The organism is Microbacterium sp. zg-Y818 (assembly GCF_030246905.1).
Lineage (GTDB): Bacteria > Actinomycetota > Actinomycetes > Actinomycetales > Microbacteriaceae > Microbacterium.
Map to the genome: position 1 here is coordinate 564,333 of NZ_CP126741.1, position 12,788 is coordinate 577,120.

Sequence of the window (12,788 nt, forward strand, 5' to 3'; positions counted from 1 at the left end):
ATGCGCCGCCCGGGGCGCGGGCGCCGCGGGTGAAGACGCCGGGCGGCATCGACGGGGAGCGCGACGCGGCATCCGCTATGCTCTGGGTGTCGCGACTGGCGTTGAGGTGGGCCACCACCGGGGAGCGACCGACAAGGCATTCGACCGCACGCCTGGGCCGGGTCTCGATACGCCCGCATCGCGGGCGCCTCGACCACCTCTACGTACCCGCTGCAGTCTGGAGATCGCCATGACCGATTCCGTGTTCAACGCCCCCCTCTCCGAGGTCGATCCCGAGATCGCCCAGGTGCTCGAGCGGGAACTCGAACGCCAGCGCGGCTACCTCGAGATGATCGCGTCCGAGAACTTCGTGCCGGTCTCGGTGCTGCAGTCGCAGGGCTCGGTGCTGACCAACAAGTACGCCGAGGGCTACCCGGGTCGCCGCTACTACGGCGGCTGCGAAGAAGTCGACGTCGCCGAGGAGCTCGCGATCGAGCGGGCGAAGTCGCTCTTCGGCGCGCAGTTCGCCAACGTGCAGCCGCACTCCGGCGCCTCGGCCAACGCCGCGGTGCTGCACGCCATCGCGCGTCCCGGTGACACGCTGCTGGGTCTGTCGCTGGACCACGGCGGCCACCTCACCCACGGCATGAAGATCAACTTCTCCGGTCGCCTCTACAACATCGTGGCGTACGGGGTCGACGCCGAGACGTCGCTGGTGGATATGGACGAGGTACGCCGCCTCGCGATCGAGCACAAGCCGAAGGTGATCATCGCCGGCTGGTCGGCGTACCCCCGTCAGCTCGACTTCGCCGCCTTCCGCGCCATCGCCGACGAGGTCGGCGCGCTCCTCTGGGTCGACATGGCGCACTTCGCAGGCCTCGTCGCTGCGGGCCTCCACCCGAACCCGGTGCCCCACGCGCACGTGGTGTCGTCGACGGTGCACAAGACCATCGGCGGTCCCCGCTCGGGATTCATCCTCAGCAACGACCCCGACATCGCCAAGAAGATCAACTCCGCCGTCTTCCCCGGCCAGCAGGGCGGGCCGCTCATGCACGTCATCGCCGCCAAGGCGACGGCGTTCAAGCTCGCGGCGACCCCGGAGTTCGCCGAGCGGCAGGAGCGCGTGCTGCGGGGTGCGGCGATCCTCGCCGATCGCCTCACGCAGCAGGACGTCAAGGATGCCGGCATCGCCGTGCGCTCGGGCGGCACCGACGTGCACCTGGTGCTGGTGGATCTCCGCGACGCCGCGATCGACGGCAAGCAGGCCGAGGATCTGCTGCACGAGATCCACATCACCGTGAACCGCAACGCCGTCCCCAACGACCCCCGGCCGCCGATGGTCACCTCGGGCCTGCGCATCGGCACGCCCGCGCTCGCGACCCGCGGCTTCGGCGACGCCGAGTTCACCGAGGTCGCCGACATCATCGCCCAGGCGCTGCTGCCCGGTGCCGACCTCGAGGCGCTGCGCGTACGCGTCGCTGCCCTCACCGCGGCGTTCCCCCTCTACCCCGGCCTGCAGCAGTGACCGCGGTCCGGCTCGACGGCGTCGCGACGGCGGCCGCGATCAAGGACGAGCTGCGCACGCGGGTGGCGGCGCTGGCGGAGAAGGGCATCGTCCCGGGCATCGCGACCGTGCTGGTGGGGGCCGATCCGGCATCCCAGCTGTACGTCGGCATGAAGCACAAGCAGTCCGAGGCGATCGGGATGAACTCGATCCAGCGTGAGCTCCCCGCCGACGCCACCCAGCAGCAGGTCGAGGAGCTGATCGACGAGCTCAACGCCGACCCCACCTGCCACGGCTACATCGTGCAGCTGCCGCTGCCGAAGCACCTGGACACCGACGCGATCCTGGAGCGGATCGACCCGGCGAAGGATGCCGATGGCCTCCACCCGACCAACCTCGGTCGGCTCGTGCTCAACGTCAACACGCCCATCACCACGCCGCTTCCGTGCACCCCCCGGGGCGTCATCGAACTGCTCACCCGCAACGGCTACGATCTGGCGGGCAAGCATGTCGTCGTCGTCGGCCGCGGGGTCACCATCGGCCGGTCGATCGGGCTGCTGCTGACCCGCCGCGAGTACAACGCGACGGTGACGCTGACCCACACCGGCACGGTCGACCTCGGCCGTCACCTGCGCGAGGCCGATGTCATCGTCGCCGCGGCGGGCGTGAAGCACATCGTGCGGGCCGAGGATGTGCGCCCCGGCGCCGCCGTGCTCGACGTCGGCGTCACGCGCGAACTCGACCCCGAGACCGGCAAGAGCCGCGTCTTCGGCGACGTCGCCCCCGACGTGGCGGAGGTCGCCGGGTACCTGTCGCCGAACCCGGGCGGGGTCGGTCCGATGACGGTCGCGCTGCTGATGACCAACGTGGTCGAGGCCGCCGAGCGCGCCGCCGCCCGCACCGCCTGACCGCCCCCGGGGTACGTCGCTCCCCGCGCCCGTTCGACTGCACGGCCCGCCGGACCCTGCCTGACCGGTGAGACGACAACTGGCGGCCGAGACAGTGGTTGTCACCCACGGTCTCGGCCGCCAGATGCGGTCTCAGCGGCTAGCGCACCGAGCGGTCAGCGCACCGTGATCGTCGTCTGCTCGGCGGGGGTGGCCCGCAGCTGCGGGCTGGTGAGCGTCGCCCAGGTGTCCCACTGCCCGCGGAGCACCCCCGTGAGGGTGTAGTCGAAGCTCACCGTGCCGCCGGCGGTGGGCGGTGCGGTCGTGATGGCGTAGACGTCGCCCGCGCTCGGCGGGTCGGCGACGACACCGCTCGTGCCGTCCCGGTTCTCGGCTCCGGTGACCGCGCCGGTCGCGCTGTCCGCGACCGGCGCGTCGCCGTACGCGAACCAGATCGCCTCGGTGGCGCCCAGCGCGATCCATGTCTGGAACGTGTTCACGGCGTTGCCGGAGTAGGTCGGCACGTCCTCCCACTCGATGACGAGGAAGTTCGTGACGCCGTCGCTGAGCGTGCTCACCCGCACGGCGCCGCCCGCCTCGGGGTTGAGGTCGGTCCAGTGCGGCGCCAGCACGTTGTTCGGCGAGGCCGGGTTCGGGATGCCGGTGGACTGGTAGGACACATCCGCCGAGGTGCCGCCGCCGACGACGACGTAGCCGTTCGAGACGACGCCGACGCGGTCGTACACCTCGCCGCCGTAGGAGAACGACGGCACCGCGAAGTTCATGATCGACTCGTCGCCGAGCGCGACCGAGGCGATCCCGAAGTCCGCCAACGGCAGGTAGGCGCCGGTGGGGTGGGAGTCGGCCGCCGGTGCGACCGACTGGATCGTCGGTGCGATGGCGGGGCTCAACGTGCCCTCCCACTTCGCGCCGAGGAACTGGCGCTTGGCGGGTGCGGTGACGCCCCGCACGTTCAGGAACGGGTGCGCGGCGACGTTGATGGTCGCCGGCACCTCCACCGGCAGGAAGTTCGTCGCCGTGACGGTGCAGGTGGTGGTGGAGCCGCGGCGGATGCTCTCGGGCTCACACGACTGCCCGAGCGCCACCTCCGCCTCGCGCACGTTCGCCGCGAGCGGGATCACCACGTCCGAACCGCCGCGGGTCGGGGTGAGGGTGATCTCGCCCTGCTGCCACCCCTCCGCCGCTTCCAGTCCGTCGATGATCACCGACAGCCGCTTGGACGCGCCCGGAGCGACGGTGAACCGCGACGGGAAGACCGTCACCCGCAGGCCCCCGGTGGACTCGTCGCTGACGCGGAAGGTCTGCGGTCGGTCGGTGACGTTGGTCACGGTGCGGGTGGTCTCGATGGCACCGGGCATGGGATCGACGTAGATGCTCGGGATGTTGAGGTCCACGCGCCCCTGGGGGTCGGCGGCGCTCGCGGCGAACCGTTCAGCCGTCTCGGCGATGGTGAGCATCGGCGCCACAGCGCGGTCCGCGCGGATGCTGCCGGCCCCGCGGTCGAACACGCCGGCGGGGGAGCCGTCCGCGTTGACCACGTCCTGCAGCGACGAGGTCATGAGCGCCGACTTGACCTGACCGGGGGTGAATTCGGGCCGGGCGGCGATCACGAGGGCCGCGACGCCTGCCGCGTGGGGCGACGACATCGAGGTGCCGGCGATGGCCTGGTAGTACTGGCCGTCGGGGCCGGCATCGGGGCTGCTCGGCGCGGGGGTGTTGCCGGCCAGCACCTGGACGCCCGGGGCGGTGATGTCGGGCTTGAGGAACTCTCCGATGGGGCCTCGCGAGCTGAAGCTCGCCATGACGTCGCCCGGGCCGGGGCTCGCCTGCCCGGGACCCCACGAGGCGGTGACGCCGGGGCGGGTCAGGAAGGCGAGAAGCTCGTCGTTGGGTCCCTCGAGGTGGATCGTCGGGAGGAAGTGGTTGTCGGTGGCGGTGTCCTGCAGGGTGGGGTTGTACAGGATCATTCCCGCAGCGTCGCCGAGCAGGGCGTTGTATCCCTTCGCGACGCGGGCGTTGCCGCCTCGCTCGCACGCCACGACCGTGCCGGCGAGCGAGCCGTCGGCGAAGGGCTGCTCGCAGCGGATGCCGCCGGTGTAGCCAGGGACGGCGTCGGCGCGCACCACGGGGGCGTCGGTGACGCCCTGCGTGACGGTCGCGCCGCTCTTGGTCAGCGTGCCGCCGTCGGTGGCGGAGAGCTCGAGGGTCGAGGCGAAGACCCGGTCGAGGGTGGAGGCGGCCACGGTCGTCGTCCAGGGGCCGGCGTGGTTGGCCGTGGACGCCCCGGGGCCGGAGTTGCCGGCCGAGGCGTGCACCGCCACCCCTGCGGCATACGCGTCGAGGAACGCCATCTCCACCGGGTCGGTGTAGACGTTCGCCGACCCGCTGACGGAGTAGTTGATGACGTCGACGCCGTCCAGGATGGTCTGCTCCACGGCGGCGACGAGGTCGGAGTTGTATCCACCGGCTGGGCCGAGTGCCCGGTACGCGATGATCGACGCTCCCGGTGCGATGCCGCTGATGGGGCCGTGGTCGGCGCCGAGCACGAGGGCGCTGTCCACGGCGCTGCCGGCGGCGGTGGTGGCGGTGTGCGTGCCGTGCCCGTCGGAGTCGCGGGCGGAGCAGACGTCAGTGCCGCAGAAGTCGATGGCTCCGGCGGGCTCTTCGGCGAGCACCTGGTAGGCGTCGAGCAACGCGTATGCGCCGACCAGCTTGTCGTTGCAGGCGAAGTCGTCACCGGCGCCCTCCGCGCCGCCGCCGAACTCGCAGGCCCACGGTCCGCCTTCGGGGGTGGGGATGCCGTTGTCTGCGAGCATCGGGTGCTCGGGCCAGATGCCTGAGTCGATGACGCCGACGATGACACCCGCTCCTGCCTGGTCGCGACCGCCGAGGCTCGGCCACACCTTGTCGGCGCCGACGAAGGCCGACCCGTCGTTGTCGAGGCCGTCGGCGTCGTGGGCGTCCGGTCCGGGGGCTTCCTCCGGTGCCGGGGTCTCCTCGGGTGCCGGGGTCTCTTCGGGCGCGGCGGTCTCTTCGGGCGCGGGAGTCTCTTCCGGTGCCGGGGTCTCCTCCGGTGCGGCCGTCTCTTCGGGAACGGCGGTCTCCTCGGGCGCGGGGGTCTCTTCCGGTGCCGGGGTCTCCTCCGGTGCGGGGGTCTCCTCGGGGGCTGCGGTCCCCTGGACGCGCAGGGCGTTGTCCTGCACGGCGGCGACCGTCTCGAGTCCGGCGACGTCCTTCGCGCGGTTGGCGGGGAGGATGATCGACAGACCGCCGTAGACGGTCACATGACGCGACAGCAGTTCGGCACCGGGGACGGCTGCCTGGATCTCGGCGAAGGCGGCATCCAGTTGCTCCTGCACATACGCGGTGTACGCCGAGACATCGCTGTCGGCCACATCGCGGCCGGTGACGGCGGGGCTCGTCGCGGCGAGGCCCTCGATGCCGCCGGCGTAGGCGGCGACCGGGTCGACGTCGACCTTGACCATGATCGCCGTCTGGCCCGAGTCGGTGCGGCCGAGGACGTCGGGGTCGCTCTCGGCGAGCTTGCCCGTGGCTGATCGGGCGTCGGACTCGGCCGGCCCCTCGGGCGAGACCGGGCTTGCGGTGAAGTCGTCGGCGCCGGTGGTCGCGTGGGCGGGGGGAGCGAGCATGACCAGCAGGAGCACCGTCACCCCCAGCGCGGCGAACAGCTGCAGCAAACGCGGGAACGACAGTGATCGAGTCATCCGGGGGGCCTCCGTCAGCGAACCTGGGTGTTCGGTAGGAGAAACCTACGTTTCACCTGAGAGCAAGCGCAATGATGTCCGTGCGGGCTCTCATCGAACTCTCATCTTGCGAGGTCAGTACGCGGAACGCGGGGCATCGTGCTCACGTCGCGCCCACCGTGCGCTGAGGGCTTCCGAGCCGCGGGCGAGGAGCGCGACGTCGGCGTCGACCGCCACGAAGGATGCGCCCGCGTCGAGGTGGCGCTCGGCCACGGCGGGGTCGAACGCGTTGACGCCAACGGGCTTGCCGGCCGCGCGCACCGCCTCGAAGGTGCGCCGGACTGCCGCCGAGACGTCGGGATGCGACTGCTGACCCAGAAGACCCATCGAGGCAGCCAGGTCGGCCGGCCCGACGAAGACGCCGTCGACCCCATCCACGCCGGCGATGTCGGCGGCCGCTTCGACTCCCGCCGCCGTCTCGACCTGGACGAGGAGCGACACATGATCATCGGCGTCGCTCAGATAGTCGTCCACGCGGTTCCACCGTGCGGAGCGGGCCAGCGCCGACCCGACCCCGCGCATTCCGCGGGGCGGGTATCGGACGGCGGCGACGACCGCCCGCGCCTCGTCCGCGCTCGACACCATCGGCACGAGAAGGTTCTGCGCGCCGAGGTCGAGCACCTGCTTGATCGTCACGGGGTCGCCGCTGGGCACACGCACCACCGGCGTGATGGGATACGCGGCCACGGCCTGCAGCTGAGCGAGCACCGATCCGAGCCCGTTGGGCGAGTGCTCCATGTCGATGAGCAGCCAGTCCAGCCCTGACCCGGCGCAGATCTCCGCCACCATCGGCGACCCCGAGCACACCCACATGCCGGCGAGAGGGCGGGATGCCGCGGCGAGATCATGACGGAACGTCGGTGTCAGACGAAGTGGCATGTGATGACTCCCATCGGTCCGTAGTCGCAGCTCACGGTGTCGCCTCGCCCGACCCACACGGGCCGGGTGAAGGATCCCGCCAGGATGATCTCGCCGACCTCGAGCCGTGCGCCGTGCTGGTGCAGCTTGTTCGCGAGCCAGGCCACACCCGCAGCCGGGTGGCCGAGCACGCCGGCGGCGACCCCGGTCTCCTCGATCTCGCTGTTGCGTGAGAGTACGCCCGGCACCCAGCGCAGGTCGATCTCGTCCGGACGCTTCCGGGTGCTGCCGAGCACCATGGCGCCGTAGGCGGCGTTGTCGGCGATGGTGTCGACGATCGTGCGGCCCTCGAGCTCGATGTGGGAGTTGAGGATCTCCAACGCGGGCACCGCGTAGTCGATCGCGCGCAGCGCATCGTCGAGGGTGCAGTCGGGGCCCTCGAGCGGCTCCTTGAGCACGAAAGCCAGTTCCACCTCGACGCGCACGTTCGAGAAGTGGTCGACGGGGATCTCGGCGCCGTCGGCGTAGACAGTGTCGTCGAACATGACGCCGTAGTCGGGCTCCGAGATCCCCGTGGCCTGCTGCATCGCCTTGGAGGTGAGCCCGATCTTGCGCCCCACCAGCCGGCGCCCGGCGGCGAGGTTCTTGTCGCGCCACACGCCCTGGATCGCGTAGGAGTCCTCGACGGTCGCCTCGGGGTGGCGCGCGGTGATGCGGCGGATCACCCCGTGGGTGCGGTCGGCCTCAGCCAGCTCGGTGGCGATCGCCGCGATCGTGTCGGGGGGCAGCATCGGTGTCTCCTTCGGTCTGGTCAGCGTACGAGACGAAACGTGGTTCCGACCGGGGGTCAGAGCTGGTGGCCCAGCTTGCGTTCGCCGTCGCCGGGGCGCGTGTACGAGAAGCCGTCGGCGCCGATCGTCACGGCCATCTCGCTGCTGTCGGTGCGCGCGACCACGGGCTGCGGATTGCCGTCGAGGTCGAGCACGAGGGAGGCCTCGGTGTACCAGGACGGCACGACCGGGTTCCCCCACCAGTCGCGGCGCTGGTTGTCGTGCACGTCCCAGGTGATGACCGGGTTGTCGGGGTCGCCGGTGTAGTAGTCCTGCGTGTAGATCTCCACGCGGTGCCCGTCGGGGTCGCGCAGGTACAGGTAGAACGCGTTGGAGACGCCGTGGCGGCCGGGACCGCGCTCGATGGCATCCGATCGGCGGAGGGCTCCGAGCTTGTCGCAGATCGCGAGGATGTTGTGCTTCTCGTGCGTCGCGAAGGCCACGTGGTGCATACGGGGGCCGTCGCCGCCGGTCATGGCGGTGTCGTGCACGGTCGGCTTGCGGCGCATCCACGCGGCGTACACGGTGCCCTCGTCGTCCTGGATGTCCTCCGTCACACGGAAGCCGAGGTCCTGCATGAACTTCACGGCACGGGGGACGTCGGGGGTCACCTGGTTGAAGTGGTCCAGGCGCACCAGCTCACCGGGGGTGTGCAGGTCGTAGCGCCAGGCGAGGCGCTCGACGTGCTCGGTCTGGAAGAAGAACTCGTAGGGGAAGCCCAGCGGGTCCTCCACGCGCACGGCGTCGCCGATGCCCTTGACGAAGCCCTCGGGGCGGCGCTCGACGCGGCATCCGAGCTCGGTGTAGAACGCGACCGCCTTGTCGAGGTCCTCCGCCGACCGCACGCGGTACGAGAACGCGGCGACCGCGGCGACGTCGCCCTTGCGCAGCACCAGGTTGTGGTGGATGAACTCCTCCGTCGAGCGGAGGTAGATCGCGTCGTCGTCCTCCTCGGTCACGTACAGCCCGAGCACGTCGACGTAGAACTCGCGGGATGCCGCGAGGTCGGTCACCACGAGCTCCATGTAGGCGCAGCGCAGGATGTCCGGGGCCGGAACCGACGGGGTCGGCACCGGGTCGTCGGTGTGGATGGGGGCTTCCTGGGAGACGTAGAACCCCGAGGAGGTCAGGGTCATGTCGTCGCGGTGGGTCATGTCAGCGTCCTTGCTATCCGGGCGGAGTGGGTCAGTTCTTGCCGAAGGTGGGGTTGTGCACCGCGCCGAGGGTGATGTGCACGGCCTGCTGGTCGGTGTAGAAGTCGATCGAGCGGTAGCCGCCCTCGTGGCCGAGGCCGGAGGCCTTGACGCCGCCGAAGGGCGTCCGCAGGTCCCGCACGTTGTTGGAGTTCAGCCACACCATCCCCGCGTCTACCGCCTGCGAGAAGTTGTGGGCGCGCTTGAGGTCGTTGGTCCACACGTAGGCGGCCAGGCCGTACTTGGTGTCGTTGGCCAGCGCCAGCGCCTCCTCGTCGGTGTCGAACGGGGTGATCGCGACGACGGGTCCGAAGATCTCCTCCTGGAAGATGCGGGCCTCGGGCGCCACGTCGGCGAAGACGGTGGGGGCGACGAAGTTGCCGAAGGCGAAATCCTCCGGCTGGCCGCCGCCGGCGACCAGGCGCCCCTCGGTCTTGCCGATCTCGATGTAGCCCATGACTTTCTCGAAATGCTCGGGGTGCACGAGCGCTCCGACCTCGGTGGCCGGGTCGTGCGGGTAGCCGACCTTCACGCGGCGGGCCTGGGCGGCGTAGCGCTCGACGAACGCGTCGTAGATCTCGCGCTGCACGAGGATGCGGCTGCCTGCGGTGCAGCGCTCGCCGTTGAGGGAGAAGACGCCGAAGATCGTGGCATCCACCGCAGCGTCGAGGTCGGCGTCGGCGAAGACGACCGCCGGCGACTTGCCGCCGAGCTCCATCGACAGGCCCTTGAGGTAGGGCGCGGCGTTGCCGAAGATGATCTGCCCGGTGCGGCTCTCGCCCGTGAACGAGATGAGGGGCACGTCGGGGTGCTTGACCAGTGCGTCGCCGGCATCCTCGCCCAGGCCGTTGACGAGGTTGAACACGCCCTGCGGGAGCCCCGCCTCCTCGAAGATGCCGGCCCAGAGCGACGCCGACAGCGGGGTGAACTCGGCGGGCTTGAGCACGACGGTGTTGCCGGTGGCCAGCGCCGGGGCGAGCTTCCACGACTCAAGCATGAACGGGGTGTTCCACGGGGTGATGAGCCCGGCCACGCCGATCGGCTTGCGGTTGACGTAGTTGATCTGGCGTCCCGGCACCTTGAAGGTGTCGTCGGACTGCGCCACGATCAGGTCGGCGAAGAAGCGGAAGTTCTCGGCGGCGCGGCGGGCCTGGCCGAGGGCCTGCGTGATCGGCAGGCCGGAGTCGAAGGATTCCAGCTCCGCCAGCCGGGCATCGCGCGCCTCCACGAGGTCGGCGATGCGGTGGAGCACCCGCGAGCGCTCGCGGGGGAGCATCTTGGGCCACGGGCCCTCGGTGAACGCGCGCCGGGCGGCGGTGACGGCCAGGTCGATGTCGGCCTTCTTGCCGGCGGCGGCCGTGACGTAGACCTCGTTGGAGACCGGCTCGAGCACGTCGAAGGTGTCGCCGTCGACGGAGTCGGTGAACGCCCCGTCGATGTAGTGGCGGATGCGGTCGGGCAGATCGGCGGGGACGTGGCGCCGGTCCAGCGCGGGTGCGTCGGTCATGTCGGTTCCTCCAGGTCGTCGGAAAGGTCAGAACGCCGGGAGACGCAGGGTCTCGTCGGGGTGCTCGTGGATCATGTAGGCGTCGAGGGTCGTCGCCCGGTGCCGGCGGGCGGCCTGCTCGATCTCGCCCAGCGGGGCGGAGGTCTCGATGAGACGCAGGATCTCCTCGTGCTCGCGCACCGATTCCTGCGCGCGACCGGGGACGAAGGTGAAGGTCGAGTCGCGCAGGTGACCGAGCCTCGCCCACTCCGCCTGCACGAGTTCGAGCATGCGGGGGTTGGCGCACTTGGCGAAGAGGATCTCGTGGAAGCGCTGGTTCAGCGCGGTGAATGCCCGCGGCTCGAAGTCGGACAGGCGCCTCACCATCTGCTCGTTGACCGCGCGAGCCTCGCGGATGTCGGACTCGGTGATGGCGCGGGATGCCAGCGCGGTCGCCGTGCCCTCCAGCACGCTCAGCGCCTGCATGCTGTAGCGGTACTGGGAGTCGTCGACCATCGCCACGTGCGCGCCGACGTTGCGCTCGAAGGTCACCAGCCCTTCTGCTTCGAGCTGGCGAATGGCCTCGCGCACCGGCACGACGCTCATGTCGAGCTCACTGGCGATGGAGCCGAGCACGAGACGGTAGCCGGGGGTGAACTCCTGGCCGGCGATGCGCTCCTTGATCCACTGGTAGGCCCGCTGGGACTTGCTGACGGCATCCATGTCAGGAGCCCGTCCGCTCGGCGTCGTATCGGGCGCGCCACTGCGCGTTCATCGGGAAGAGCCCGTCGATGGGGTGCCCTGCGGCGACCTGGGTGGCGACCCAGGCGTCTTCGTCCTCCTGCGCGAGCGCCGCGTCGGCCACCTCCTGCGCGATGGCGGGCGGGAGCACGATCACGCCGTCGGCGTCGCCGACGATGATGTCGCCGGGCAGCACCGTCGTGCCGCCGCAGGCGACGGCGACGTCGGTCTCCCACGGCACGTGCTTGCGGCCGAGGACGGCGGGGTGCGCGCCGGCGGAGTACACCGGGATGCCGACGGCCGCGACCGCCTCGGCGTCGCGGACGCCGCCGTCGGTGACGATGCCGGCCGCGCCGCGGGCGTGCGCGCGGATCGCGAGGATGTCGCCGAGGGTCCCGGACCCCGCTTCGCCGCGCGCCTCGATGACGATGACTTCGCCCTCGGCGACGGCGTCGAACGCCCGCTTCTGCGCGTTGTACCCGCCGCCGTGCGCGGCGAAGAGGTCTTCGCGGCCCGGGACGAAGCGCAGTGTCTTGGCGGTGCCGATGAGCTTGCGGTCGGGGTGGGTGGGACGCACGCCGTCGACGGTCACGTTGTTCAGGCCGCGCTTGCGCAGCTGCTGCGACAGGGCGGCGACGGGGATGCGTTCGAGCTGGCCGCGCAGTTCGGGGTCGAGGCCGCGGGCGGCAAGCCCTGCTTCCTCGCGAGAGCCCCATGCCTCTTCGCGCTGGGTGTCGTCGACGGCAGGCAGCGTGCCCAGCGCCGGGTCGAACGACACGGCGGGTCCGGCGACGACGGTCGTGGTGAGGCGGCCGGAGGTGGCTCCGGACTCGGGGTCATCCACCTCGACCTCCACGACGTCGCCCGGCTCGATGACCGACGAGCCCGCCGGCGTGCCGGTGAGGATGACATCGCCCGGCTCCAGGGTGAAGTGCTGGGACAGGTCGGCGACGAACTGGGCCAGCGGGAAGATGAGATCGGCCGTCGTCCCCTCCTGCCGCAGCTCGCCGTTGACCCAGGCGCGCACGCGCAGTCCAGTGGGGTCGACGGAGCGCGCGTCGATGAGGTCGCGGCCGATGGGGGTGAACCCGTCGCCGCCCTTGGAGCGCACATTCGAGCCCTTGTCGGCCTCGCGCAGGTCGTACAGGCCCAGGTCGTCGGCGGCGGTGACCCAGCCGACGTGCTCCCAGGCGCGGGCGAGGGGGACGCGACGGGCGGTGGTGCCGATGACGAGCGCGATCTCGGCCTCGAAGGCCAGCAGCTCGGTGCCCTGCGGTCGCTCCACCGTGCCACCGGATGCGGCGACGGAACTGGATGCCTTGAAGAAGTACGACGGGGCGGCCGGGCGGCGCCCGCGCTGAGCGGCGCGCGATTCATAGCTCAGGTGCACGGCGATGATCTTGCCGGGGCGGCCGGGAAGGCCGGCGAACCGGGGATCGGTGGTGGTGTCGATAGTCATGAGCTCCCTCGCCCTTGCGTCGTATTCGAAATCGTATATGATCATGCCACCGCCGGCAACCCCGGA

Annotated in this window: 9 protein-coding genes and 1 riboswitch; of the genes, 2 read left to right on the plus strand and 7 right to left on the minus strand. The window is 70.9% G+C overall.

What is annotated here, in order from left to right:
- The first annotated feature begins 81 nt into the window (after nucleotides 1–81).
- A riboswitch (ZMP/ZTP riboswitch) is annotated at nucleotides 82–165 on the plus strand.
- Nucleotides 166–229: 64 nt separating this feature from the next.
- Nucleotides 230–1,504: a serine hydroxymethyltransferase gene (gene glyA / locus QNO21_RS02495; protein ID WP_257519624.1), complete on the plus strand. Its 1,275-nt coding sequence runs from the start codon at nucleotides 230–232 to the stop codon at nucleotides 1,502–1,504.
- Entirely contained in the window at nucleotides 1,501–2,391 is an 891-nt protein-coding gene (locus QNO21_RS02500) for a bifunctional methylenetetrahydrofolate dehydrogenase/methenyltetrahydrofolate cyclohydrolase (RefSeq protein ID WP_257516345.1), read from the plus strand. Before glyA ends, QNO21_RS02500 begins: the two co-directional genes overlap by 4 nt.
- Nucleotides 2,392–2,546: 155 nt before the next feature.
- Here QNO21_RS02500 and QNO21_RS02505 read toward each other — a convergent pair whose 3' ends face one another.
- From QNO21_RS02505 to QNO21_RS02535, 7 genes are all read right to left on the minus strand, one after another.
- A complete protein-coding gene (locus tag QNO21_RS02505; protein WP_257519623.1) occupies nucleotides 2,547–6,116 on the minus strand; it encodes a S8 family serine peptidase in 3,570 nt (1,189 codons plus the stop codon).
- Nucleotides 6,117–6,230: 114 nt separating this feature from the next.
- Complete coding sequence (locus QNO21_RS02510; RefSeq protein ID WP_257519622.1) at nucleotides 6,231–7,034, minus strand: HpcH/HpaI aldolase family protein; 804 nt, start codon at nucleotides 7,032–7,034, stop codon at nucleotides 6,231–6,233.
- Nucleotides 7,019–7,804, minus strand: coding sequence for an FAA hydrolase family protein (locus QNO21_RS02515; protein ID WP_257519621.1), 786 nt, complete (start codon nucleotides 7,802–7,804; stop codon nucleotides 7,019–7,021). Before QNO21_RS02515 ends, QNO21_RS02510 begins: the two co-directional genes overlap by 16 nt.
- A 56-nt stretch (nucleotides 7,805–7,860) precedes the next feature.
- On the minus strand, nucleotides 7,861–8,997 hold the full coding sequence (hpaD, locus tag QNO21_RS02520; RefSeq protein ID WP_257515101.1) for a 3,4-dihydroxyphenylacetate 2,3-dioxygenase: 1,137 nt from the start codon (nucleotides 8,995–8,997) through the stop codon (nucleotides 7,861–7,863).
- Nucleotides 8,998–9,028: 31 nt separating this feature from the next.
- Complete coding sequence (hpaE, locus tag QNO21_RS02525) at nucleotides 9,029–10,543, minus strand: 5-carboxymethyl-2-hydroxymuconate semialdehyde dehydrogenase (protein ID WP_257519620.1); 1,515 nt, start codon at nucleotides 10,541–10,543, stop codon at nucleotides 9,029–9,031.
- 27 nt (nucleotides 10,544–10,570) lie between these two features.
- On the minus strand, nucleotides 10,571–11,245 hold the full coding sequence (locus QNO21_RS02530) for a GntR family transcriptional regulator (RefSeq protein WP_257515103.1): 675 nt from the start codon (nucleotides 11,243–11,245) through the stop codon (nucleotides 10,571–10,573).
- 1 nt (nucleotide 11,246) lies between these two features.
- A complete protein-coding gene (locus QNO21_RS02535; RefSeq protein ID WP_257519619.1) occupies nucleotides 11,247–12,722 on the minus strand; it encodes a fumarylacetoacetate hydrolase family protein in 1,476 nt (491 codons plus the stop codon).
- Between the last annotated feature and the right edge of the window lie 66 nt (nucleotides 12,723–12,788).